At 61.1% G+C, this 24149-nt stretch carries 23 protein-coding genes; 15 read left to right on the forward strand and 8 right to left on the reverse strand.

Going from position 1 to position 24149, the window contains the following annotated elements; translation table 11 throughout:
- Positions 1 to 16 precede the first annotated feature (16 nt).
- The 8 genes from HY921_06230 to dnaA form a co-directional block, all read right to left on the reverse strand.
- Positions 17 to 451, reverse strand: a complete 435-nt coding sequence (locus tag HY921_06230; GenBank protein MBI5630464.1) for a hypothetical protein — start codon at positions 449 to 451, stop codon at positions 17 to 19.
- 4 nt (positions 452 to 455) lie between these two features.
- Complete coding sequence (serS, locus tag HY921_06235) at positions 456 to 1742, reverse strand: serine--tRNA ligase (GenBank protein ID MBI5630465.1); 1287 nt, start codon at positions 1740 to 1742, stop codon at positions 456 to 458.
- Positions 1739 to 2263 carry a hypothetical protein gene (locus tag HY921_06240; protein MBI5630466.1) on the reverse strand — a complete coding sequence of 175 codons (525 nt, stop codon included), beginning with the start codon at positions 2261 to 2263 and terminating at the stop codon, positions 1739 to 1741. The genes serS and HY921_06240 overlap by 4 nt, the downstream gene beginning before the upstream one ends.
- A 15-nt stretch (positions 2264 to 2278) precedes the next feature.
- Positions 2279 to 4774 (reverse strand): DNA gyrase subunit A, encoded by a 2496-nt coding sequence (gene gyrA, locus HY921_06245; protein MBI5630467.1) that lies wholly within the window; start codon positions 4772 to 4774, stop codon positions 2279 to 2281.
- A gap of 54 nt (positions 4775 to 4828) precedes the next feature.
- Complete coding sequence (gyrB, locus tag HY921_06250; GenBank protein MBI5630468.1) at positions 4829 to 7360, reverse strand: DNA topoisomerase (ATP-hydrolyzing) subunit B; 2532 nt, start codon at positions 7358 to 7360, stop codon at positions 4829 to 4831.
- 80 nt (positions 7361 to 7440) lie between these two features.
- On the reverse strand, positions 7441 to 7737 hold the full coding sequence (locus HY921_06255; protein MBI5630469.1) for a DUF721 domain-containing protein: 297 nt from the start codon (positions 7735 to 7737) through the stop codon (positions 7441 to 7443).
- The gene (gene dnaN / locus HY921_06260) at positions 7737 to 8843 is read right to left on the reverse strand and encodes a DNA polymerase III subunit beta (GenBank protein MBI5630470.1); all 1107 of its coding nucleotides are present in this window, start codon (positions 8841 to 8843) and stop codon (positions 7737 to 7739) included. The genes HY921_06255 and dnaN overlap by 1 nt, the downstream gene beginning before the upstream one ends.
- Positions 8844 to 8993: 150 nt before the next feature.
- Positions 8994 to 10352 (reverse strand): chromosomal replication initiator protein DnaA, encoded by a 1359-nt coding sequence (dnaA, locus tag HY921_06265; GenBank protein MBI5630471.1) that lies wholly within the window; start codon positions 10350 to 10352, stop codon positions 8994 to 8996.
- Between the two features lie 249 nt (positions 10353 to 10601).
- Here dnaA and raiA point away from each other — a divergent pair, with 249 nt between their 5' ends.
- The 15 genes from raiA (at position 10602) to HY921_06340 (ending at position 24129) form a co-directional block, all read left to right on the forward strand.
- Positions 10602 to 11129, forward strand: a complete 528-nt coding sequence (gene raiA / locus HY921_06270) for a ribosome-associated translation inhibitor RaiA (protein ID MBI5630472.1) — start codon at positions 10602 to 10604, stop codon at positions 11127 to 11129.
- 5 nt (positions 11130 to 11134) lie between these two features.
- A complete protein-coding gene (gene hprK, locus HY921_06275) occupies positions 11135 to 12067 on the forward strand; it encodes an HPr(Ser) kinase/phosphatase (GenBank protein MBI5630473.1) in 933 nt (310 codons plus the stop codon).
- Positions 12064 to 12924, forward strand: coding sequence for an RNase adapter RapZ (rapZ, locus tag HY921_06280; protein MBI5630474.1), 861 nt, complete (start codon positions 12064 to 12066; stop codon positions 12922 to 12924). Before hprK ends, rapZ begins: the two co-directional genes overlap by 4 nt.
- Positions 12921 to 13334: a hypothetical protein gene (locus HY921_06285; protein MBI5630475.1), complete on the forward strand. Its 414-nt coding sequence runs from the start codon at positions 12921 to 12923 to the stop codon at positions 13332 to 13334. Before rapZ ends, HY921_06285 begins: the two co-directional genes overlap by 4 nt.
- Before the next feature lie 7 nt (positions 13335 to 13341).
- Complete coding sequence (locus tag HY921_06290) at positions 13342 to 13830, forward strand: PTS sugar transporter subunit IIB (GenBank protein ID MBI5630476.1); 489 nt, start codon at positions 13342 to 13344, stop codon at positions 13828 to 13830.
- 3 nt (positions 13831 to 13833) lie between these two features.
- Positions 13834 to 14451 (forward strand): PTS sugar transporter subunit IIC, encoded by a 618-nt coding sequence (locus HY921_06295; GenBank protein MBI5630477.1) that lies wholly within the window; start codon positions 13834 to 13836, stop codon positions 14449 to 14451.
- 2 nt (positions 14452 to 14453) lie between these two features.
- Positions 14454 to 15242, forward strand: coding sequence for a PTS system mannose/fructose/sorbose family transporter subunit IID (locus HY921_06300; GenBank protein MBI5630478.1), 789 nt, complete (start codon positions 14454 to 14456; stop codon positions 15240 to 15242).
- Positions 15239 to 15505, forward strand: a complete 267-nt coding sequence (locus HY921_06305; protein MBI5630479.1) for an HPr family phosphocarrier protein — start codon at positions 15239 to 15241, stop codon at positions 15503 to 15505. Before HY921_06300 ends, HY921_06305 begins: the two co-directional genes overlap by 4 nt.
- 6 nt (positions 15506 to 15511) lie before the next feature.
- Positions 15512 to 17236: a phosphoenolpyruvate--protein phosphotransferase gene (gene ptsP / locus HY921_06310; protein ID MBI5630480.1), complete on the forward strand. Its 1725-nt coding sequence runs from the start codon at positions 15512 to 15514 to the stop codon at positions 17234 to 17236.
- Positions 17237 to 17241: 5 nt separating this feature from the next.
- On the forward strand, positions 17242 to 19062 hold the full coding sequence (gene lepA, locus HY921_06315; protein MBI5630481.1) for an elongation factor 4: 1821 nt from the start codon (positions 17242 to 17244) through the stop codon (positions 19060 to 19062).
- A gap of 164 nt (positions 19063 to 19226) precedes the next feature.
- Complete coding sequence (gene lepB / locus HY921_06320; GenBank protein MBI5630482.1) at positions 19227 to 20069, forward strand: signal peptidase I; 843 nt, start codon at positions 19227 to 19229, stop codon at positions 20067 to 20069.
- Between the two features lie 16 nt (positions 20070 to 20085).
- The gene (locus HY921_06325; GenBank protein MBI5630483.1) at positions 20086 to 21357 is read left to right on the forward strand and encodes a nodulation protein NfeD; all 1272 of its coding nucleotides are present in this window, start codon (positions 20086 to 20088) and stop codon (positions 21355 to 21357) included.
- 1 nt (position 21358) lies between these two features.
- A complete protein-coding gene (locus HY921_06330; GenBank protein MBI5630484.1) occupies positions 21359 to 21886 on the forward strand; it encodes an ester cyclase in 528 nt (175 codons plus the stop codon).
- Between the two features lie 37 nt (positions 21887 to 21923).
- Positions 21924 to 23741: a carbamoyltransferase gene (locus HY921_06335; GenBank protein MBI5630485.1), complete on the forward strand. Its 1818-nt coding sequence runs from the start codon at positions 21924 to 21926 to the stop codon at positions 23739 to 23741.
- Positions 23734 to 24129 (forward strand): hypothetical protein, encoded by a 396-nt coding sequence (locus HY921_06340; GenBank protein ID MBI5630486.1) that lies wholly within the window; start codon positions 23734 to 23736, stop codon positions 24127 to 24129. The genes HY921_06335 and HY921_06340 overlap by 8 nt, the downstream gene beginning before the upstream one ends.
- The last annotated feature ends 20 nt before the right edge of the window (positions 24130 to 24149 follow it).

Here is a 24149-nt window from a genome sequence, read left to right on the forward strand (position 1 = left end):
CAAGACGGCGAGCTCATTATGAAATCGGGCGGTTACGGCCTCGCCCGCCGCGCCGGCGCACGTCCGCCTCGCGCTGGCGGCGCTCGCGGGACTTGATCGCGTCCCAATTCTTGAGAACTTCCGCCGCCGTCTTGTAGCGCGCCACGTCAAAGACATGGGGGTGGCGGCGGATGAGCTTCTTTAAGAGACTTTTGGCCACGTCCTGGATGTCGAAGGCGCCCTTGGCGCGCTCGATCTCGGCGTGCAGCAAAACCTGAAGAAGGACGTCCCCCAACTCGTCCTCGATCTCATGCCAGCGCCCGCACTTGAGCGCGACCTCCAGCTCCTTGGACTCCTCGCGCAGGTAGGGGATCAGGGATTTATGGGTTTGCCGCCGGTCCCAGGGACAGCCCTGAGGCGAGCGCAGGCGCGCGACCACGGAAATGAGCTCGTCAAGTGAAGTCCTCCCCATCTGCCTAGGAAGAACGAAAGTAGGGAGCAAGCGCCCCCGGAATCCTTACGCTTCCGTCCTTCTGCTGGAAGTTCTCAAGTATCGCCGCGAAAAGCCGGCCCACCGCCACCCCGCTCCCGTTCAAGGTGTGCACGAGCTCCGGAGCTTTCTTGAGCTCGCGCCTGAAGCGCGCGTTCATGCGCCTGGCCTGGAAGTCCCCGCAATCAGAGCAGGAGGATATCTCGCGGTAGCGGCCCTCCGAGGGCATCCAGACCTCCAGGTCGTAGGTCTTGCGCGCCGAGAACCCGATGTCGGCGGTGCAAAGCTCGATGACCCGGTAGGGGATCTCCAGGTCCTTGAGGACGGCTTCCGCGTCCCGGGTTAGGACCTCGAGAGCTAGAAGAGAATCCTCTGGCTTAGTGATCCACACGAGCTCCACCTTGTCGAACTGGTGGTTTCGGATGAGGCCCTTGACGTCCTTGCCGTAGGAGCCGGCCTCCTGACGGAAACAGGGAGTGTAGGCGGTCATCTTCATGGGAAGACTTTCGGCGGGCAGGATTTCGCCCCGCACGAGATTGGTGAGGGGAACCTCGGCCGTGGGGATGAGGAATAGGTCATGGCTTTTCTCCCCGTCGCTCGCTCCCGTGCGGTAGAGATCCGCCTCGAATTTGGGAAGCTGCCCAGTGCCCTCCAATATCTCCGGGCGGACCAAGTACGGCGGCCAGACCTCCAGGTAACCGGCCTTGACATGGCGGTCGAGCTGGAAGGAGACAAGGGCGCGCATGAGCCTAGCACCCTCGCCGCGCCAAAGCGCGAAGCGCGAGCCGGAGAGCTTGGCGGCCCCGACGAAGTCGAGCCACCCCAGCTTCTCGCCTACGCTCTGATGGTCGAGCGGCTTAAAATCCATGGGGCGGGGGGGCCGCCCCTGGCGCACGACCGGGTTGTCCGCTTCGCTATTGCCCGCGGGGCAGGAGTCGTGCGGCAGATTCGGCAGGCCCAGCAAGGCCTGCCGGCAAATCGCGCCCTCGGATGCGAGTTCCGCCTCCAAGCTGGACATGTTCTCCTTGAGGCGCGCCGACTCCTGGAGAAGCCGCTGGACCTCCGGCTCGTCCTTCAAGGCCTTTGCCTTGCCGATGAGTTGGGCCGAGGCGTTCCTCTGAGAGCGCAGTCCCTCGACTTGGGCCAAAAGCTTGTGGTGGGCCGCGTCGGCCTTTAGCCACTCCTCGAAAGCCGGAAGGCAGCGCCCGCCGCGCTTGGCCAGGCCCGAGCGGACCTTGTTTGGCTCCTTGCGCGCCAAGCCCGCGTCCATCATGGCCGGACCTCCAGAATGCTCTCGAGAACCCTCACGGGATAGCTCTCCCCAGCGCGGGGCTCCTGCATGGCCTGTATCTTGACTTGGTCCGCGGCGTAACCGGCCTGGTCGAGCTTGAGAAGATAGCCTCCCAGCATGGAAGGAACAAGGGGGACCTCCCGGATCTGATTGGGACCGACCTTGGGGACGCGTTTTTCCTCGAGCATGAACGGAAGAGCCCAGGTCCCATCCTGGGATCGGCCTTTAGGAGCCACGCGCGCGGCCACGCTGTAGCGAAGGAGAATGCCCTCCACGGGCTTGGGCCCCCGATTGACGAGGGTAAGCTTCACCCTAATCTTCCCGGGAAGCGTGGCGCCAGCCAAACTCAAGACCGGGATGGCCTCGAAGCGCGCGGCTTGGGTCTTGGCGGGGCGGCCCAATTGCCATTCCAGCTGCTGGAGCTGGACCTCGGCCCCAGCCGGAAGCGCGGCCGCGAAGGCGGCGCTCAAGACAAAGGCCCATGCCGGTGGGTATTTCCTCACCTGGAATCCCTTGTATTACAGAGGAAGTTCCGGAGAGACCGCCGGCTCCACGGCGATCGGAGCCACCCGCGCCACCTTGTCGGCCTGCTCGAGCTTGACCAGGCGCACGCCCTGGGTGTTGCGGGATATGACCTTAATGTCCTTGCAGCGCAGGCGCACGGCCATGCCCTGGGTGGTCATTATCATGAGATCGTCGTCGTTGGTGACGAGCTTGACCCCCACCACTGTCCCATTTCTCTCCGTGGCCTTGATGGTGATGGTGCCGCCCCCGCCGCGGTGCTGACCGCGATACTCCGACAGATCGGTCCTCTTGCCGTAGCCGTTCTCGCAAACCGTGAGCAAGGTCTTCTTGCTGGTGGGGGGGAAAACCTCCATGCCGATCACCTGCTCTCCGGAGTCCAGCCGCATCCCGCGCACGCCCTTGGCGTTGCGGCCCATGGGCCGGATCTCCGCCTCCTTAAAGCGGATGGACATGCCGCCCTTGGTGCCGATCAGGACCTCATCCTGGCCCATGGTGTGTTGGACCTCGACGAGGACGTCGCCCTCCTCGAGGACAATGGCTATGAGCCCGTTGCGCCGGATGTGCTCGAACTCGGCCAAGGGGACTTTCTTGATGGTCCCGCTCCTGGTGCACATCATGAGGAAGGTCTCCTTGCCCTTGCTTTCCTCGAAAGAGCGTATCGCAATAGTCGAGGTTATCTTCTCCTCCCCGGAGAGGGGCAGGAGATTGACCACTGCCTTGCCTCGAGAGGTCCGGTTGGCCTCCGGGACCTCGTAGGCCTTGAGGGCGAAGACCCTGCCGCGGGAGGTGAAGAAAAGGAGCGAGGCATGGGTGTCGGTGATGAATACGTGCTCGATGAAATCCTCCTCCTTGACCTCCGCCCCCGTGATCCCCTTGCCTCCGCGGCCCTGGGCCGAGTAGGTGACCACCGGAATGCGCTTGATGTAGCCGCCATTGGAAAGGGTGATGACGACCTCCTCCTTGGCTATGAGGTCCTCCAGGGTCATCTCCGCGGCCTCGCTCGTGACCTGGGTTTGGCGGCTCTTGCCGAATTGCTGCATGACGGTCTCGAGCTCCTTGCCCACGATGGCCATCACCTTCTTGACATCGGCCAGGATCGCCTTGAGCTCGGCGATGCGCTTCATCAGGGCGTCGTACTCCTCCTGGAGTTCATCGACCGAAAGCTTGGTCAACTGGTGCAGGCGCATGTCAAGGATGGCCTGGGCCTGGACCTTGGAAAGCTCGAACTCGGACATGAGCTTGGTCCGGGCTTCCTCGGTGTCCTTGGACCCGCGGATGATCTTGATCACCCGGTCGAGGTTCTTCAAGGCGATGAGGAAGCCCTCCAGAATATGGGCCCGATCCAGGGCCTTCCTCAGCTGAAACTTGGTGCGGCGAGTGACCACGATCCTGCGGTGCTGGATGTAATGGCCGAGCATCTCCCGGAGGCCCAGCACACGGGGTCTTCCATCCACCAAAGAGAGAAGAATCACTCCAAAACTCGTCTCAAGCTGCGTATGCTTATAAAGCTGATTCAAGACCACGTTGGCGTTGCCGTCGCGCTTGATCTCTATGACAACCCGCATGCCCTTGCGGTCGGACTCATCCCGAATGTCCGAGATGTCGGGAATCTTCTTGTCGCGCACGAGATCCGCGATCGTTTCAAGGAGCGAGGCTTTGTTCACCTGGTAGGGCAGCTCCGTCACGATGATGGCCTGGCGGTTACCTTTGATGTCCTCGATCTCCGTGCGCGCCTGGACGCGAATCGAGCCCCGGCCGGTCTCCACGTAGTCGCGGATGCCGGTTTTCCCTCGGATGATGCCGCCCGTCGGGAAATCGGGTCCCTTGACGATCTTCAAGAGCTCCTTGGTTTCAAGCTTGGGGTTCTTGATGAGGGCGATGGTCGCTTCGCAGACCTCGGCCAGGTTATGCGGAGGAATATTGGTGGCCATGCCCACCGCGATGCCGGAGGAGCCGTTGACGATGAGGTTGGGAAACTTGGCCGGAAGGACCATGGGCTCCGTCGTGGTGCCGTCGAAGTTGGGGGTAAAATCCACCGTATCCTGGTCGATGTCGGCCAGGAGCTCCTCGGAGATCTTGGAAAGGCGGCACTCGGTGTAGCGGTAGGCCGCGGCGGGGTCGCCGTCCACTGAGCCGAAGTTGCCCTGCCCATCGATCAAGGGATGGAGCAGGGAGAAATCCTGGACCATGCGCACCATGGCGTCGTAGACGGCGGAATCGCCGTGGGGATGGTATTTCTTGAGCACCTCGCCCACCACGCCGGCGCACTTGGAGTATTTCTTGTTGGAGGCCAGCCCCTCGCTGTGCATGGCGTAGAGGATGCGGCGATGCACCGGCTTGAGTCCATCGCGCACATCGGGCAAGGCCCGGCCCACGATCACCGACATGGAATAGTCGATGTAGGAGGCCCTCATCTCGGTCCCGATGTCGCGGGGGATGATATTGCCGATAGGATCCGGCACCAAATTCTCCTGTTCAGGCTTGCTCATGGTTTCTCCTAGTAGGGTGCCTGGCAAAAGGCCAGGCACCCAGAGAGTGTATCGTTATATGTCGAGGTTCTTTACTTCCTTCGCGTGCCGTTCTATGAACGCCCGGCGCGGCTCCACCTTGTCCCCCATCAAAGTCGTGAAGGCCAGCTCCGAGTCAGCGGGATCCTCCAATGTCACTTTCAAGAGCTTGCGGCGCTTGGGGTCCATGGTGGTTTCCCAAAGCTGCTCCGGGTTCATCTCTCCGAGACCTTTGTAGCGCTGAATCGAGCAGCCCGAGCGGCCGGCCTCACGCACGACCTCGAGAAGCTCCTTTAAGCTGTAGCCCTCCGTCTCGCTCCTCTCGAGCTTGGCCTTAAACAGGGGCTTGGTCTTCTCGTCGCGCGTTACCTCGTACCATTCGAGGCTGAGGCCCATGGCCTTTAGCTGGTCCGCGATCTTGACGAGCTTGCCCAGCTCCCAAAGCTCCTGCATATCCGGCTCCAAGGCCTCCTCGTCGGCCTCAAGGGAAGCCTCCCCCTCCGCCGCGGGACTCCCCTGGCGCTCCTGGGCGAGCTTGGCCTTCTGCTCGGCCACGAACCTGTCTCGATAGTCGCGCCACTCCGAGTCGCTGTAAAAGTAAAGGTATTCGCCGGCGGACAGTTCCACGCGGTACAGGGGCAGCCGGCCTTCCTTTTGAAACGCGAAATAGCCCTCAAGGTGCAGGGCCTTGCGCTCCATGTGCCGCAAAGTGTTTTCCAAATCCGCCAAGACCCTGAGCAAACCCCGCAAGTCATCTGGCTCGAGCTTTTTGGATTTTCCGCTGCTCGGATTAATCGCCGTCACTTCCACGGAGTTGCGCCCTTCATTGAGGAGCCAAATCTCCATCTTATCATCCGTCTCGATATACATCTCGGTCTTGCCCTTCTTGACCTTATAGAGGGGCGGCTGGGCGATATAAACATGGCCCTTCTCGATGAGGGGCTTCATCTGGCGGTAGAAGAAGGTCAGGAGCAAGGTGCGGATATGCTGGCCGTCCACGTCGGCGTCGGCCATGATGATGAGCTTGTGGTAGCGCAACTTCTCCAGGCGCAGGCCTTCCTCGCCCTCGTTGCCGATGCCCGTGCCGATAGCCGCGATCAAGGTGCGGACCTCCTCGTTGGACAGGACCTTAACGAGGCGGGCCTTCTCCACGTTGAGGATCTTCCCTTTTATCGGCAGAATGGCCTGGAACACGCGATCTCGCCCCTGCTTGGCAGAGCCGCCGGCGGAGTCTCCCTCCACGATGAAGAGCTCCGAGCGCTCCGGCTCGCGCTCCTGGCAGTCGGCGAGCTTGCCCGGCAGCGACGAACTGTCGAGAACTCCCTTGCGCCGGGTCAGCTCCTTGGCTTTGCGAGCCGCCTCGCGGGCCTCGGCCGCGGCGATGGCTTTGAGACAAATTGCCTTGGCGGTGGCCGGGTTCTCCTCGAAAAATGTGATCAGGACCTCGCCCACGATGGACTTAACCACCCCCTCCACCTCGGCGTTGCCGAGCTTGGATTTGGTCTGGCCCTCAAACTGCGGATTGGGACTCTTGATGGAGAGAACGACCGTGAGCCCCTCTCGCACGTCGTCGCCGGTGATATTAAAGGACTTGCCCTTGAGCATGTCGTGCTGCTTGACGTAGTCGTTGATGACCCGGGTCAGAGCTCCGCGGAAGCCCGCCAGGTGCGTGCCGCCCTCGGGGGTATTGATATTGTTGACGAAGCTGTAGACGTTCTCCGAGTAGTCGTCGTTGTATTGGATCGCCAGATCCACGCAGACATCCTCCTTCGTGTTGGTGAAGGAGATGGGATCGTTGAAGAGAGATTTCTTATTGGCGTTCAAGTACTGGACGAATTGGGAAATGCCGCCCTCGTAATGGAACGTGTGCTTCTTATCCTCCCTCTCATCAATGATGGTGATCTTGGCTCCAGCGTTTAGGAAGGCCAGCTCGCGCAGGCGGTTGGATAAAATGTCGTAGGAGAATTGGTGGCCGTTGAAAATATCCGCGTCTGGCTTGAAGGTGACCCGGGTTCCATGCTCGTCGGTCTTGCCCGAGGAGGCCACCGGCCCCTTGGGCTTTCCCCGCTCATAGGACTGCTTCCAAGTCTTGCCCTCGCGGTAAACCTCGACCTCGACCCACTCGGAGAGGGCATTGACCACGGAAATGCCGACCCCGTGAAGGCCGCCTGAAACCTTATAGGCCCGCTTGTCGAATTTGCCTCCCGCGTGGAGGACGGTCATAACGACCTCTAGGGCTGATTTCCCCCGGATGTTGGAGGGGAGCTTGGGGTCGCGCATTGGGTCCACCGGAATTCCAGAACCGTTGTCGAGCACGGTAACGGAGTTGCCCTGATGCAGGATAACATCGACTGACGAGCAGCGGCCGGCCAAAATCTCGTCCACGGAATTGTCCACGGCCTCATAGACGAGGTGGTGAAGACCGGAGGGGCCGGTGCTCCCGATGTACATGGCGGGGCGCTTGCGCACCGCCTCAAGCCCCTCTAAAACCTGTATCTTGGACGCGTCGTAGGCTCCCCCGTCCTGGGTCGCGGCAATATCCACATCTTCCGCAGTCGCTTCAGACATATTCCTCCGCCTTGCGCCCTTTCGCCGCTTGCCCGCATCGGGAGCGTCCTTGGGCGTCTTTTTATTGGATTTCGACCGGATCATTTCGACGTCGTCTTTATTCCTTTTATCCAGGCTCGGCTGAAATGTTTATTCAGGGTTCTCACGATCTCTGCGCGGCGCATGACCAATTCCTGCGCCGCCGCGGCTGAGTTGGGCTTGATGAAAAGCATGCCCCGCTGCACTCCCAACAAGGACCAGTGCCTGGAAAAATGCCCAAGCTCCCGCTCCCACACCGCGTTGAGTATGGAAATCTTATCCGACTGCACCCCGGCCCGGAACTTGAACGACCGAACCAAATCATTGGCCGTGGCCCAGCGCTTCCTGAACGCAGCCATCAAATCCTCATGGGCATGATCACAAACCGGTACTCCCCGCCTCCCACCGGCTCGACCAAGGCGGGATTGACGGGGGTGGTAAACCCCAGGTCCACCTTCTCCGTGTCTATATGCTTCAGGGCATCCATGACGAACTGGGGATTGAAGGCCACTTGAAGGCCGTCCCCCTTGTATTCCACAGGAAGCTCGTCCATGAACTCAAGGTTTTGGCTGGAAGCCGTCACTTGGAGGGCGCTGGAGACCAGGGAATACTTTACGGAGCCGCCTCTGTCCACGGCGCACAGGGAGGCCCTCTTGGTGATGGCCAACATCTCCCTGGTGTCCACTCTAATGGAAATATCCTTCTTGCTTGGGATCACCTGCTGATAGTGGGGGAAGCTTCCACCGACCAAACGGGAGAGGAGCGACGTTTCCTTGTATTGAAAAGCGATTTGATTCTCAGCAACGGCTACCAGCAGCTTGTCCTCGCCCGGACCGGCCGCGCCCAAAAGCCGCAGGAGCTCGGCCAGTATCTTGGTGGGCACTATAACATGGAAATCCTTCTCCTTCGGAACGACCTTTCTGGCGGCCACGGCGAGCCGGCGGCCATCGGTGGCCACCATCTCGAGAGTTCCCTTGGAAGCCGACCAGAAAACTCCATTGAGGACGTGCCTGGTCTCATCCGAAGAAGCCGCGAATATAGTCTTCTTGACCATATCCCCGATGGCATTGGCCGAGGCCTCGAAAGCGTTCTGCTTGTTGAACTCGGGAAGGATGGGGTACTCGGACTTGGGAGCTCCCATGATCCCGAACCTGGACCGGCCGCACTTGAGCTGGACCTTGCCCCCGGAATCCACCGAAAGCTCGATTTCATGGCCGTCCGGCAGGCTGTGCAAGATATCGGAGAACTTTTTAGCCGGAATGGTGATGCTGCCGTCGCTTTCGACTTCGGCGCCTATGTAATGCTTCACCCCCATCTCAAGATCAGTGGAGACGACCTTCACTTTCGCGTTCTCGGTCTCTAAAAGAAAATTCAGCAGTATGGGTAAAGTGGTTCGAGCGGAAAGGGCCGATTGGATCGTTTGAACACCTTGAGACAGATCCTCTTTGCTACAGTGTATTTTCATTTAACTTCGTCCTCTTATTCATAAGCCTGTGATTTCGGTGGATAAGATGAGCGCTCGCCTAGATTATAGATAAAAGGGCTGGGGATAAGTGTCGTTATTTATCCACACCATCCACACCGCGTTTTATTTTGCAGAATTGTTACGAGTTGTTCACTTGTTTTCAACAGCCCGGATGTCGGCCTGGAGCTTGTTGACGACCTCTAGAAAAAACGGGTCGGCCTCGATCTGCTCCTTGATCTTCTTCCTGGCGTGCAGAACCGTTGTGTGGTCCTTGCCGCCGAAGGCCCGGCCTATATCCTTGAGGGACAGGTCCGTCATGATGCAGCTCAGATACATCGCCAGCTGCCGCGGCAGAGCGATGGATGCGGTCCTCTGGTTGCCCTTAAGATCCTTCACTTCCACTGAGTATTTGTGGCTGACGATCTTCTGTATGGTGTCCACCTGGACCGGGGCGGAGGCCTCGTTGGAGAGGGAGTCCTTAAGTATGCTTTTGGCGTCGTCTACCGTCAGCTGGCTGCCAGTCATCGAGGAGAAGGCCTTGAGCCTGATGAGGGAGCCTTCGAGGGCTCGGATATTGGTCTTTATGGTGGAGGCTACGAACAGGATGACGTCGTCTGGCACGTAGAACTGCTCCAGCTCCGCCTTTTTCCTCAAAATGGCGATGCGCGTCTCCAGGTCCGGGGGCTTGATGTCGGCCACCACGCCCCATTCAAAGCGCGAGATCAGCCTCTGCTCGGAGGGGGACATTTCCTTGGGCGAGCGGTCGGAAGAGATCACCACTTGCTTTCTCGCGTCGCGCAGGGAGTTGAAGGTGTGGAAAAACTCCTGCTCACTGCGATCCTTGGCGATCAGGAACTGGATGTCGTCAATAAGGAGGCAGTCCAGGTGCCGAAATTTGCTCCTGAAATCATCCGATTTATTCTGTTGTATGGAGTTGATGAACTCGTTGACGAACTGCTCGGAGGTCGTGTAAAGAACGCGGCCCCTTGGGAATTCCTTGCGCATGGCGTGGCCGATGGCGTGCATGAGATGGGTTTTTCCCAGGCCCACTCCGCCGTAGATGAAGAAGGGGTTGAATTGCGTGCCCGGGCTTTTGACGATGGACTCCGCGGTGGCGTGAGCGAAGCGGTTTGAGTCCCCGACCACAAAGGTCGCGAAGGTGTAGCGGGGGTTGAGCTCGCTCAGGGGGAAGTCCGACTGGGAGGCCGGCTGGGAGATGGGATCTGGCCCGGGAAGCACGGTTCTTAAGTCCCTAGCCATCTCATACTCGATGTCTATCGCAATGCCCGCGATGTCACGCAGGAAGGCGGCCAGGCGCTTCTGATAGTGCTCGCGAATGCCGTTCGAGAAGAATTTATTGGGAACCCTGACCCAAAGCACCTGATTTTCCAAGCGCAGAGCCTCCACGGGCTTAAGCCAAAGCTCGGCCTGCTCCTCGCCTATTTCCGCGCGCAGTTTTTCCGCGGCTTTGGCCCATATCTCCTGGGGGGACATGGTTAGGTTATTCACAGGTTTTCCACATGTGTGCATAACTTTTGTTTCATTTAATTACCATTTTAAAATAAGGATTATTCTTAAACAGCCCAGGAGCGGGAAAGGAAGGACTCGGACCGCTTGTTAAAATTGTGTTAAACCTTATTTTAGGCCTTTTCGAGCCTTGATCGCCCACGATCCCACGCGAAGTCATCCTACCTAATTTCTTTATTCGAGTCAAACCGTCAAATTGACACCCCAATTCTGAAATGCTTGAATCTATATATGGAGATCCATCTCACGGCCAAACACCTGAAAATCACCCCCGCGATCAGGGATTACGTCAGCCAAAAATTGGAGAAAGCCCAGAGATATTTCGACCACATCGTCTGGGGCCAGGTTTTCCTCTACATCGAGAAGCGGACTCACAACGCGGAGATTCTGATACACGCCCCCGGGCAGACCTTCCGAGCTCTCGCCTCGGCCGCGGACCTTTACTCGGCCGTGGACCTGGCGTCAGACAAGGTGGATTCCCAGCTGAAAAAGTATAAGGAGCGCCTGAAGGGACGCTACAAGGCCGCTTCCATCGTTGCCGTCCCGGACGGGGCCGCCCTTGCCGGGCCCCTGCAATTTTCCGTGATCAAGCAGCAGGTTTCCCCGATGACTCCCCAAGAGGCTCTCCAGGAGATGGAGTCCCTGGGTCAAAGCTTTAGGATATACCAGGACAAGGACTCCCGCCAGATTCAAGTCCTCTTCCGTCGAGAGGATGACTCGTACGGCATTGTTCAGCCCATTAAGAAAGGCGGGCGATAACTCAATTGACTCTAACCGTAGGGGACCTGCTTAAAGAGCAGGGAGAGAGGCTCAGGCTCGAGCTGGTGACCGGGGAGAAGGCTCTCCTGCGTCCCATTTCCGTGGCCGACCTCAACCGTCCGGGCCTGGCCTTGAGCGGGTTTCTTGAGCATTTCCGCGCCGAGCGCGTCCAGATCATCGGGATCGGGGAGCAGGCTTATTGCGCCAAGGCGCCGGCCAGGCGGCTTTCCGCGTCCTTGGCATCCATGTTGGATTTCCCGAGCTTGCCCTGCCTTATCATGACTCACAACCTCAAGACCCCGCCCTTGCTGGCCCAGGCCTGCCGCAAGCACGGCGTGCCCCTCTTGAGATCGAATCTGGACACCGCCACCTTGGTGAGCGAGTTGGGCGAGGTTCTGGAGTCGAAGCTCTCCTCGTCCGTGACCGTGCACGGTGTCTTGGTGGACGTCTACGGTCTCGGGGTTCTGATCCAGGGCGAGCCGGGGATAGGCAAGTCGGAGTGCGCCCTGGAGCTCTTGAAGCGCGGCCATATCCTGGTGGCCGATGACGCGGTCCATATACAGCACCGCCGGGGCGGAGTCCTGCGGGGCAGCTGCCCGGACCCCCTTAAGCATTACATGGAGGTCCGCGGCCTGGGCGTGATCGACGTTAAGCTCCTGTTCGGCATAGGCTCCATTCTCGACCGCACGCGCATTGAGCTTGCGATCCTGCTCGAGGCCTGGCACAGCGGCACCCATTACGAGCGGATCGGGCTCGAGGTCAAGAAGACTTCGATTTTGGACGTGGACATTCCCCTTATTCGCATCCCCGTCAGCCCCGGCCGCAACTTGGCCGTCCTCATCGAGGTTGCGGCTTTGAACCAAAGGCTGCGCTCGCAGGGCTATTTTTCCGCCGAGACCTTCAACCAAAGGCTCATAGACCGAATGAGGTCCAAGTGAAGGGGATGAAGGGCCGCAAGGTCTTCATCATCACCGGAGTCTCCGGGGCGGGCAAGAGCCAGGCCCTGAAGGCCTTCGAGGATTTTGGATTCTTTTGCGTCGACAACCTCCCGGCCGTGCTCTTGAACCACTTCGCGGATCTTCTCATCAATTCCCCGACTTTGCGCCGAGTGGCCTTGGGCATGGATATCCGGGGCGGGAAATTCCTGGGCGATCTGCCAAAGCTCCTCAAGCAGCTCAAGGCCAGGGGGCTCGAACACAGGGTTTTGTTTCTGGACGCCTCCGACGCGACCGTGATCCAGCGCTTCTCCGAGACGCGCCACCGCCATCCCTTGGGGAAAAAGATTTCCGAGGCGGTCAAGGAGGAGCGCCGCAGGCTCCTGCCTATAAAGGAAATAGCCGACAAGGTCATCAACACGACTTCCATGACATTGGGCGAGCTCAAGGAGAGCCTCTCGGAGACCTTGCAGCTGACCCGCACGCGCGAGATGACCCTTTCCGTTGTCTCCTTCGGCTATAAATACGGCCTTCCCCTGGACGCCGACATAGTCATGGACGTGCGCTTTCTCCCGAATCCCAACTACGTTTCGCGTTTGCGGCCCTTCACGGGCCTGCATGCCGGGGTGCAGCAATACGTGCTCAAGCAGCCCATGGCGCGGAAATTCCTCGACGGCTATTTGGCCCTCATCACGAGCCTCCTGCCCCATTACGTTCGCGAGGGCAAATCCTATTTGACCATAGCCGTGGGGTGCACGGGAGGGCGTCACCGCAGCGTCTTTATCACCCATTACCTGGCCCGGCAGCTCCGCCTCGGCGGGCATCCGGTCCAGGAATTTCACCGCGACATCAACCATTGATCAATTTCATCATCGTCACTCACGGGGAATTCGGCGCTTACCTGGTGGAGGCCGCCGAGTCGATCGTCGGCGCTCAAGCCGAGGGCGTGCGCGCGATCTCGATTTCACCCCGCTTGAGCGTCCCGGAAATCGAGGAGAGGGTGCGCAGGGCCATCGGGGATTTGGCCGGGCCGGATGGCCTCATCATTTTCACGGACATGCCCGGGGGCACGCCTGGGAACATCGCTTTCCCGCTGGTCAAGAGCTTGCCTGGGGCGGGGCTTGTGAGCGGCGTCAACCTGTACATGCTGGTCTCGGCCTTCAGCCGCCGCCGGGACACCCCGTTCGAGGCTCTCCTGGACAAGGTCCTGGCCGATGGGAAAAAATCCATCATGGATATTCGCCTCGCCTTCGTGGCGAAGGCGAGGTGAGGTTCTCATGGTTTTCATCCGAATAGACGATCGCCTCGTGCATGGGCAGGTCGTTGAAGGCTGGGTCCCGCACCTGAGGGCCGATCTCGTGCTGGTCGCCTCCGACGCGGCGGCCTCCGACGAGACCCAGAGCCTTCTCATGAGGCTGGCCTTGCCGGAGGGCGTCGAGCTCCTGGTGCTGCCCCTGGGCGAGGCCTCGCGGCATCCCGCCTTGCGCGGGGGCTACCCCGGCAGGGCCTTGGTCCTGGCCTCTGGACCCCAGGACGTGCTCAAGCTCCTCCAGGAAGGGGCAGTCTTCGACCAAGTCAACGTGGGCGGCCTGCATTACACCGCGGGCCGGGTCCAGCTCGGCAAGGCGATTTTTCTAAGCGAGGAGGACAAGCTCGCGTTGCGCAAGATCAGCCAAAGGGGTGCACGCCTGGAGGGGAGGGCTCTGCCCGGCGACAAGGAGGCCGATCTCCTTGAGATGATCGCTTCGGCGGAGCTGGCGCGCTGACCCATGGACCAGGCACCAGAACTGTGGCTGGCGGCCCTGGGCGTTTCTTTGGTGGAGCTTGACGCCTCCCATTTGAGCCTGTTTTTCTTCTCGCGGCCTATCGTGGCCGGCCCGTTTTTCGGCTGGACCCTCGGCAACGCCGCCTTGGGCGCGGCTCTGGGCGTTTTGTGCGAGCTCTTGAACCTGGGGGAGCTGCCCGTGGGGGGACACTTGCCCCTCAACGCCACGGTGGCCGCGGGGGCGGCTCTCCTCCTCGCTCTGGGCGAGGAGGCTTTGCCGGTCGAATTGGCCCTGCCGATGGGCTTCTTGGCTGGCTGGGGGCATTGCCGGCTCGAGACGTCTTTGCGCCGCCGCCGGAGCGTGCTGGGGCGCTGGGTGGAGAGCCGCCTGCGGGTCGGGGACGCGCCTTCCCTGGGCGCGCTCGCGGCCAAGGAGCTAGCCAAGAAATTTTTCCTTACCTTCTCGGTATTGCTGGGGGTGCTCGCTTTCCGCTTTTTAGCGCCTTGGCTTTGGCAATGGACTCCGCCGGCCGCCAAGGAGGGCTTGCGCCTGGCCCTATTGCTGTCGCCGAGCCTGGCCCTGGCCGTGGTATTCCATGGGGTTCGCTCGAAATGGGCATGAGCATGACGTTTCGCGACCAGTTTTCCCTGTTCTGGCGCTCCTGCCTGCTTCAGTCGTGCTGGAACTTCGAGCGCATGCAGAGCCTGGGCCTCTCTTTCGCCCTGAACCCGTGGCTCAAAAGGTGCTATCCTAGAAGCGACGAGCGCTGTGAGGCTCTCTTACGGCACCAAGAATACTTCAACACCCAGCCGACCATGGCCTGCCTGGTTTTGGGCATGATTTGCGCGCTCGAGGAGGACATCGCGAGGGCGCCGCGGGACCAGCGCGAGGCGAAGATACTCAAGCTCAAGGCCCTCAAGGCCGCCGTGGCCAGCGCCTTGGCGGGGATAGGAGACGCCCTGTTTTGGGGGGCCCTTCAGCCTTTCTGCGCGGCCTTGGCCGCGGCGCTGGGGCTGTTTTTGTGGCGCTTGGGAGCGGGGGCCGCGGCCTTCCCGGCCATGGCGGCGGTCTATCTGGCCGCGTACAACGCCCCGGCATTGTTTCTGCGCTGGCGGGGCCTGCGCTGGGGCTACGAGTGGCGGGAACAAATCGCGGTCAAGCTCAAGGGTTTTCGCTGGCAGGCTTGGATCCTCCGCCTGAGGGGAATGGGCCTGGTGTTGGCTTTGGGGGTGTATGCCTTGATCGCCGATGCCTCCTGGCCGGGAGCGCCGGCGCCACAGCCGTGGCTCGGGTGGCTTGCCCTCGTGGCTTACGCGGCGGCGGGATTTTCGCCTTGGTTCTCGGCCTATCGTCTTTACGGCCTTACCGCTTTGGCGGGGGCTCTCGCCGCGGCAGCGGGATGGGCTCCATGATCGAGAGGGAATTCGTGATGAAGAACAAGCTCGGACTCCACGCTCGTCCCGCGGCCCTGTTCGTGCACGAGGCCTGCCGCTTCAAGTCCTCGATACATGTTTCCAAGGACGGCCTTGAGATCAACGGCAAAAGCGTCATGGGCCTTATGCTCCTGGCCGCGGAGAAAGGGTCCAAGCTCAAGATTCGGGCCGAGGGGTCCGATGAGAAGCAGGCCATAGAGGGCCTTGAAAAGCTTTTCGAGCGCAAATTCGATGAGGAATAGGCGCTCGTGATAGTCATCAAGGGAATTCCCGCCAGCCCGGGCATCGCCATGGGCAAGGTCTATGTCATGGAAGACGAGGAGATCGTCGTCAACCGCATAGAGCTTCCCAAGGAACTTCTGAGCGCCGAGGTCAAGCGCTTCAAGGCGGCCCAGAAGGCGACTTTGCGCGACTTGGACGCGGCCGAGAGCAAGGTGCTCAAGCTCCTGGGGCGCGAGCACGCCAAGCTCATAGATACCCATAGGCTGATCCTGCGCGACAGCTTGATCACCCGGGACGTGGCCAAGCGCATCATGAAGGAAGGGGTCAACGCCGAGTTCGCCCTCTCCGAGGCCCTGGAGGTCGTCAACCAGCAATTCGAGAAGATGGAGGACGAGTTCTTCCGCGAACGCAGACACGATCTTTTCGACGTCGGCAAGAGACTTCTCTCGCATCTCTTGAAGCAAAGCAAGCGCAGCCTCTCCGATATAGACCACAGCTGCATCCTGATCGCCCGCAACCTCCTTCCCTCGGACACCTTGGGGCTGCAGGAGACCAAGATCTTGGGATTTGCCACCGACCTCGGAGGCAAAACCAGCCACACCGCGATCCTGGCGCAAAGCATGAGCATTCCCGCCGTGGTGGGTCTTTCGGACGTGAGCCGCCGGGTCAAGACCGGAGATTCCATCATCATCGACGGCGAGCAGGGCATGGTCATCATCAACCCAGGGCCGGAGACCGTGGCCAAGTACCAGCGGGTGCAGCAGAAGTCCCTGCAGGAGGAGCGGGCTCTTGAGCAACTCCGGGGCCTGCCCGCAGTTACTTTGGACGGGAAAAGCTTCCACCTCGAGGTCAACCTCGATTCGCCCGACGAGGTCAAGGCCGTGGCGGCCCTTCATCCGGACGGCATCGGGCTTTTCAGGACAGAATACTTGTTCCTCAACAGGACCTCGCCTCCGACCGAGGAGGAGCAGGCCAAGGCTTATTTGGCCATCGTCAAGGCCTTGGACCCCAAGCCCGTGGTCATACGCACCGCGGACCTGGGCGGGGACCGCCTGAGCCAGCTGGGCCTCGAGGGCCCGCAGAACGAGACCAATCCTTTCATGGGCCTGCGCGGGGTGCGCCTGTTCCTGAGGCACCTTGATCTCTTTAAGGTCCAGCTGCGCGGGGTCCTGCGCTCCTGCGTCAAGGGCCACGTCCGCATACTCATTCCCATGGTCTCCTCCTTGGGCGAGATCCAAAGCGTCAAGCGCCTGCTGGCCCAGGCCCAGGCCGAGCTCCAGGCCGAGGGAATCGAGAGCGCAAAGAAGGCGGAGCTCGGCATCATGGTGGAGATCCCCGCCGCCGCGCTCATCCTCGAGTCGCTCCTGCCCCTGGTGGACTTCATTTCGATCGGGACCAACGACCTGATTCAATACACCTTGGCCGTGGACCGCATCAACGAGCACGTGACTCATCTCTACGATCCTTTCCATCCCGCGGTCATACGCCTGCTCGACCAAATCGTCAAGACCGCGCGCCGCAAGGGCAAATGGGTGAGCGTCTGCGGGGAGATGACCTCGGATCCCCACGCCGTCCCGCTCCTGGTGGGGCTGGGGGTGGACAGCCTTTCTGTCACTCCGCGCCTGTACCTCAGGATCAAGCAGGCGGTGCGGGGGATGCGCTACCAGGCGCTTGCCAAGCTCGTGGATAAGGCCGTGGATTGCTCGGATTCCGAGGAAATCAGGCGGCTTCTGGCCGACCAGGGCTTATAGCTTGCATGACGTCTCGAACCCCGACCCATCTGATACGAAATTTCTCCATCATCGCCCACATCGACCACGGCAAGTCCACCTTGGCGGACCGTCTCTTGGAGGCCACCGGGACCATCGAAAGCCGCCAGATGCAGGCGCAGGTCATGGACTCGATGGAGCTGGAACGGGAAAGGGGCATCACCATCAAGGCCAAGGCGGTGCGCATGAGGTACGTCCAAGACGGCGCCCCGCACGTTCTTAATCTCATAGACACCCCGGGGCACGTGGATTTTTCCTACGAGGTCTCGCGCGCCCTGGCCGCCTGCGAGGGGGCCCTGCTCGTGGTGGACGCCACTCAAGGCGTGGAGGCCCAGACTTTGGCCAACGCGAGCTTGGCCCAGCAGTTGAACCTGCGCCTCATTCCGGTGATCAACAAGGTGGACCTTCCCGCGGCGGACGTGGAGGGCGTGACGGAGCAGATTTTCGAGACTTTGAGAATTATCGAGGACCCGGTCCTCGTCAGCGCCAAGAAGGGGCTCGGCACCGCGGATGTGCTGGGCGCTATCCTGCGCGACATCCCGGCTCCCAGCGGAGACGCCCAAGCCCCGCTGTCGGCCTTGATTTTCGACTCCGTCTACAGCGTTTACCGCGGCGTGATCCTTCTCGTGCGGGTCGTGGACGGGACCATGGCTTCGGGACTCAAGCTGCGATTTTTCTCGACCCAGCACGAGGTCGTCGTGGAGGAGGTCGGCTACCTCGTGCCTAAGCAGGTGGCGGCCGAGCGGCTGTCCGCGGGCGAGGTTGGGTATGTGGTCTGCGGCATCAAGGACATCCACCAAGTGAGAGTGGGCGATACCTTGATGGAGGCCGCCAGGCCCTTGGCACAGGCCCTACCCGGCTATAAGGAAGCCAAGCCGGTGGTGTTTGCGGGGGTTTTCCCGATCAATCCTGCGGACTATCCGGCGCTCTCCGCGGCCCTGGAGAAGCTCCATCTCGAGGACAGCTCCTTCGACCACCAGCAGGAGAATTCCCAGGCCCTGGGCTTCGGATTCCGTCTGGGATTTCTGGGCCTGCTCCATATGGACATCGTCAAGGAGCGCCTGGAGCGCGAGTTCAACCTGAGCCTGATCGTGACGAGCCCGAACGTGGTCTACAGGGTGCGCACTTGCGCGGACTCTTCTTGGAGAGTCTTGGACAATCCCGCCAAATTCCCGCCTCACGGAGACATTCAGGGCGTCGAGGAGCCCTTCGTTCTCATCACCATCGTGCTTCCCGTGGAGCATCAGGAGGGCGTGCTCAACCTCCTCAAGGACAGGCGGGGCGAGTATGAGAGCATCGAGTACATGCCCGGAGGGCGCATCCTCATCAAGTACCACCTTCCCCTCTGCGAGATGGTGGTCAATTTCTACGACCGCCTGAAGTCGGTCTCCAAGGGCTACGCATCCCTGGACTACGTTCCAGAGGGTTTTCGGGCCTCCGACATGGTCAAGCTCGAAATACTCATCCACGGCGAGCCAGTTGACGCTCTGAGCCAGATTGTGCATAAATCCAAGGCGCACTTCGTTGGACGGGCCCTCTGCGAGAAGCTCAAGGAGCTCATCGACAGGCAGAATTTCGAGGTCGCGATCCAGGCCCGCATCGGCGGCAAGGTCATCGCCAGGGAGACTCTGTCGGCCCGGCGCAAGGACGTGCTGGCCAAGTGCTACGGCGGAGACATCACGCGCAAGCGCAAGCTTTTGGAGAAGCAGAAGGAAGGCAAGAAAAAGGCGAAGCTTTTGGGATCCGTGGAGATCCCGCAAGAAGCCTTCTTGGCCATCCTGAAACTGGACGAGGAAAAGAAGGGATAAACATGGAAGGAAGATTGATGTTCATAGGCGTGGCGATGGGGCTTTATGCCTGGTTGAGCCGCCGGTTCGAAGAGGCCAAGGCCCTGGACACGCCGCTCAAGACGGGGCTCTGGCACGGCCTATTCTGCGCTCTGGCGGGATTCTCGGTCATGCTGGTGGTCGTGATGTCTTTCGAGAGCCGATCGCGCCTCCTGAGCGTGGTCCCGGACGCCTTATCCGCCCGAGAGCTCTACCCGGGATTGGCCGTGGCCTTCATCGCCGGAGCCCTTGGATTTTGGCGGGGCTCCCAGGCCTCTCAGAGAGTTTCGCGCGCGAGGTACTTTCTCTCCGAGGATGCCGAGTGGTCAGAGACGGTTTTCTCCGCCGTGTTCCTGGCCGCGGTGCTCATGTACTTCGTGGTCCAGGCCTTCAAGATCCCCTCCGGCTCCATGGAGAGGACCTTCCTCGTGGGGGACCATCTTTTCGTCAATAAGTTCATCTACGGGCTGAGGGTCCCCTTCACGGGCAAGAGGCTTCTGGCCTTGCGGCCCGTGGCCCGCCGGGACGTCATCGTATTCCGCTTTCCGGCCGATGACCCCCGGGAGCTCCACTGCGGCTCTGTCCAATACGGGAAGGATTTCATAAAGAGAGTGGTCGGGCTTCCCGGGGACCGGATTCAGGTCTCTGCGGGCAAGGTGTTCCTCAACGGGCGGGAGCTCCCCGATGAGCCTTACGCCCAATACATCGACGGCGACGGCCGCCAGCCGGAGTCCGTCCGGGCCGCGGCTCTTTCTCCCCAGCGCTACCAGGAGCTTTGGCAAAGCCATGCCCTGGACCATGAGCTTCAGGAGATACAGAGGGATTATTTCGGTCCGGTCACGGTTCCCCCCGGCGGCTACTTTGTGATGGGCGACAACCGGGACCGCTCCTGCGATTCGCGCTATTGGGGCCCCGTGGAATCCAAGTACCTCAAGGGCAAGGCCTGGTTCATCTATTGGCCCCCCTCGCGCATGAAGATCGTGCATTAGGGGTCCCCTTAAATCCATGTTTGGGAGAGCTTTTGTCCCGGGCCTGATCGCGCTTCTTTTCGGCTCGCCTGTCCTGGCGAGCGAGGCCCGACCGCGCGTCTTGCTCGCCTCCTACTCCGGGATCATCAACCCGGCATCGGCTGAGTACCTTTCTGGCGCGCTCGGCAAGGCCGCGGCCGGCTCCTATGACGCTTTGGTCATCGAGCTCGACACTCCCGGGGGGCTTGATCTCTCCATGCGCGAGATCGTCAAGGGCATACTGGGCTCCCCCATCCCGGTCGCGGTCTACGTTTGGCCGAGCGGCGGCAGGGCGGCTTCCGCCGGGGTCTTCATCACCATGGCGGCCCACGTGGCGGCCATGGCCCCTGGGACCAATATCGGGGCCGCGCATCCGATCCAGCTCGGAGTTTCCGGGGTCAAGGAAAAGGAAGCCAAGGATTCAGTCATGGAGGAGAAGGTTGCCAACGACTTGACGGCGTATCTCAAGGCCATCGCTTCTCGGCGGGGGCGCAACGCGGATTGGGCTTTTCAGGTGGTTTCTAAAAGCACCTCGGTCATCTCCTCGGAGGCGGTGCGCCGGAACATCGTGGACCTGGAGGCCAAGGACTTGGACGAGTTGCTGGCTCGGATGGACGGCAAAGTCCTGAAGGATTTTCCGGGGAGGCCCTTGCGTGTCCGCGGCGCCGCGATCGAGCGTTTCGAGATGACGCGGCGCCAGAGGCTGCTCGCGGCGGTCTCGGACCCCAACATCGCGATGATCCTGATGACCTTGGGGGTCTCGGGGCTTCTCATCGAGCTCTATAGCCCGGGGCTCATCCTGCCCGGCATCGTGGGTGCTGTTTCCCTTATCCTGGCCTTTTATTCCTTCCAGACTTTGTCCGCCGGCTACGCCGGGGTCCTGCTGATCCTGCTTGGGTTTCTCCTCTACATACTGGAGCTCAAGATCGCGAGTTTCGGTCTTCTGGCCCTGAGCGGAACAGCTGCCTTGTTCATGGGAGGGCTCATGGTGTTTCGCGACACGGGCCTCGAGGCCGCGGTTTTCGGGGGGCTGTTGTATGTGACCAAGCAGTCCTTCTCAAAAAAAAGCGGGATCGGAGCGGGGGGGCTGGTCGGCTCTCGGGCCGTCGTGGAAGTCGCCCTCGAGCCGCTGGGCACCGTGCGCCTGGGAGGCGAGCTCTGGCGGGCCAAGAGCCTTGCGGGCGCGATCCCCGCGGGCGCGGAGGTCGAGGTGGTGCGGGTGGACGGCCTGACCCTCGGCGTCCGATCGCGGCGGCAATTGGAGGAATAAAATGGCGGCAACCCGGACTTTGTCGGCGCGGCAGAAGGCGATGGTGGAGTTGTTCGAGCGGCACGTGGGCGCGGAAATGCGCGCGGACCTGGAGGAGACGATGGCGACGATGACGGAGTCCCCTCATCTTGTCAACGCGCCGACGATGGTGAACGGAACGGGGCGGGAGGGAGTGCGCGCGTTCTATCGAGACCATTTGATCGGAAAATTCTTTCCGCCGGACGTGGAGATGATCAATGTCTCGCGCACGGTGGGCACGGACCAGTTGGTTGACGAGCTGGTGATCCGATTCACGCACACGATGACGATGGATTGGCTCCTGCCGGGCGTGGCGCCCACTGGACGGAAAGTGGAGATGTGCGTGGTGGTCGTCGTGGGGGTCAAGGGCGGAAAGATCGCGCACGAGCATATCTACTGGGATCAGGCCGGGGTTCTGGCGCAGGTGGGCCTGCTCGATCCCGCGGGGCTTCCGATACGAGGTGCGGAGGCCGCGCGCAAGATGCTCGACCCCAACTCGGACGCGGCCTAGACTTTCGCCCCGGGATATTACAAAATAGAAACTTGGGATGAATATCCTCGGCATCTCGGCTTTTTACCACGACAGCGCGGCGGCTTTGGTGCGTGACGGCAAGATCGTCGCCGCGGCCCAGGAGGAGCGCTTCACCCGCAAGAAGCACGACCAGAGTTTTCCGGCCAACGCGATCGCGTACTGCTTAAAGGAGGGCGGGATATCGGCCGCGGAGCTCGATCTCGTCGGCTTCTACGACAAGCCTCTACTCAAGTTCGAGCGCATCCTCCAGACCTACCTCGCCTACGCCCCGCGGGGCTGGGCTTGCTTCGCCATGGCCATGCCCCTTTGGCTCAAGGAGAAGCTGTGGCTGCGCGAGGCCATGCGCGAGAAGCTGGGCTACCAGGGCAAGATTCTTTTCACTGAGCATCACGAATCCCACGCGGCCTCGGCCTTCTTCCCCTCTCCCTTCCAGGAGTCCGCGGTCTTGACCATGGACGGGGTGGGCGAGTGGGCCACCTCGAGCTATGGATTCGGGCAGGGCAATAAGCTCTCCCTGAAGGGAGAGCTCCACTTCCCGCACTCCCTGGGGCTGCTCTATTCCGCTTTTACCTACTACACGGGCTTCAAGGTGAACTCCGGGGAGTACAAGGTGATGGGCCTGGCCCCTTACGGCGAGCCGCGTTATGCCGACCTCATCTACAAGGAGCTTATGGACTTGAAGGCAGACGGCTCCTTCAAGCTCAACCTGGAATATTTCGATTACTGCGCGGGCCTCACCATGACTAACGAGCGCTTCCACCGCCTCTTCGGCGCTCCCCCGCGCGCGCCAGAATCCGATCTGACCCAGCGAGAGATGGACTTGGCCGCCTCGATTCAGGCCGTGACGGAGGAAGTGATGCTGCGCATGGCGCGGCACGCGCGCAAGGAGACCGGTTCCAAGAACCTGTGCCTGGCCGGAGGCGTGGCCTTGAACTGCGTGGGCAACGGCAAGATATGGGCCGAGAAAGTTTTCGATAATATTTGGGTCCAGCCGGCGGCAGGAGACGCGGGCGGGGCCCTGGGGGCGGCGCTGTTTCTCTGGTACCACTACTTGGACAAGCCGCGCCGGGTAGACGGACTTCACGACTCCCAGGGCGGATCTTTCCTAGGGCCCGCCTACACGGATCGAGAAATAGAAGCCTACTTGCGGTCGAAGAATGCCCCCTACGCCATTCTGGAGGCGGCGGAGCTTCCCAGTAAAGTCGCGCAGCTTCTGGCCCAGGGCAAGGTGGTCGGCTGGTTCCAGGGGCGCATGGAATACGGCCCGCGAGCCCTCGGGGCGCGCAGCATCCTGGGAGACCCCCGCGACCCCGCCATGCAGTCCAAGATGAATTTGAAGATCAAGTTCCGGGAGTCCTTCCGGCCCTTCGCCCCCGTGGTCCTGCGGGAGCAGGTCTCGCGCTATTTCGACTTTGACTACGATAGCCCCTACATGCTCCTGGTGGCGCCCGTGCGCGCGGAGCACCGCCTGTCCGAGACGGAGGAGCAGAAAAAGCTCTTCGGGATCGAGAGGCTCAACAAGCCGCGCTCCACCATCCCGGCCGTCACTCACATAGACTATTCCGCCAGGATCCAGACGGTGACGCGAGATGTCCACTCCGCCTATTACGACGTCCTGGAGGCTTTCTACAAGCTCACCGACTGTCCGGTTCTCGTCAACACCTCGTTCAACGTGAGGGGCGAGCCCATTGTCTGCACGCCCGAGCACGCCTACACCTGCTTCATGCGCACGGAGATAGACTACCTGGTGTTGGGCAACTGCCTCCTGGACAAGAAGAAGCAGGGTCGCGGCGAGGACAGCCGCGAGTGGATGAAGGAGTTCGTTCTTGACTGAGAAAAAGTTCAGCCTCAAGGAGCTGCGGGTCTTCGGCCTGGTACTGGGAGGGCTTTGCGCCGTGGCCTTTTGGCGCTGGTCCCTGAAAGGCTGGAGGATCGCCCCCGGGATCCTGGGCTTGGGCTTGGCCTCGGCCCTGGCGGCGCTCGCCCGTCCGGCGGCCCTGGAGCCGGTCTTGCGCCGCTGGATGAAAGGCGCCAAAGTCCTGGCCCGGATCAATACCGCCCTCGTCCTTGGCGTCATGTACTACCTCGTAATGACTCCGGTGGGACTGGCCCTGCGCCTGTTCTCGGGGGATCCTCTTGAGCGGGAATGGGGCTCCGAGCCTTCCTATTGGAAAACTCGGACCAGCGGGGAAGATTTGTCCAGTTATGAGAGGCAGTTCTAAGGTGCCTGGCACCGGGAGGA

This window comes from Elusimicrobiota bacterium (assembly GCA_016218575.1).
Lineage (GTDB): Bacteria > Elusimicrobiota > Elusimicrobia > UBA1565 > UBA9628 > JACRDN01.

Coding starts and splice junctions, on each gene's coding strand:
- HY921_06230 (MBI5630464.1), bottom strand. CDS start 451: ATGGGGAGGACTTCACTTGACGAGCTCATTTCCGTGGTCGCGCGCCTG.
- serS (MBI5630465.1), bottom strand. CDS start 1,742: ATGATGGACGCGGGCTTGGCGCGCAAGGAGCCAAACAAGGTCCGCTCG.
- gyrA (MBI5630467.1), bottom strand. CDS start 4,774: ATGAGCAAGCCTGAACAGGAGAATTTGGTGCCGGATCCTATCGGCAAT.
- gyrB (MBI5630468.1), bottom strand. CDS start 7,360: ATGTCTGAAGCGACTGCGGAAGATGTGGATATTGCCGCGACCCAGGAC.
- HY921_06255 (MBI5630469.1), bottom strand. CDS start 7,737: ATGGCTGCGTTCAGGAAGCGCTGGGCCACGGCCAATGATTTGGTTCGG.
- dnaN (MBI5630470.1), bottom strand. CDS start 8,843: ATGAAAATACACTGTAGCAAAGAGGATCTGTCTCAAGGTGTTCAAACG.
- raiA (MBI5630472.1), top strand. CDS start 10,602: ATGGAGATCCATCTCACGGCCAAACACCTGAAAATCACCCCCGCGATC.
- HY921_06290 (MBI5630476.1), top strand. CDS start 13,342: ATGGTTTTCATCCGAATAGACGATCGCCTCGTGCATGGGCAGGTCGTT.
- HY921_06295 (MBI5630477.1), top strand. CDS start 13,834: ATGGACCAGGCACCAGAACTGTGGCTGGCGGCCCTGGGCGTTTCTTTG.
- HY921_06300 (MBI5630478.1), top strand. CDS start 14,454: ATGACGTTTCGCGACCAGTTTTCCCTGTTCTGGCGCTCCTGCCTGCTT.
- HY921_06305 (MBI5630479.1), top strand. CDS start 15,239: ATGATCGAGAGGGAATTCGTGATGAAGAACAAGCTCGGACTCCACGCT.
- lepA (MBI5630481.1), top strand. CDS start 17,242: ATGACGTCTCGAACCCCGACCCATCTGATACGAAATTTCTCCATCATC.
- lepB (MBI5630482.1), top strand. CDS start 19,227: ATGTCTTTCGAGAGCCGATCGCGCCTCCTGAGCGTGGTCCCGGACGCC.
- HY921_06325 (MBI5630483.1), top strand. CDS start 20,086: ATGTTTGGGAGAGCTTTTGTCCCGGGCCTGATCGCGCTTCTTTTCGGC.
- HY921_06330 (MBI5630484.1), top strand. CDS start 21,359: ATGGCGGCAACCCGGACTTTGTCGGCGCGGCAGAAGGCGATGGTGGAG.
- HY921_06335 (MBI5630485.1), top strand. CDS start 21,924: ATGAATATCCTCGGCATCTCGGCTTTTTACCACGACAGCGCGGCGGCT.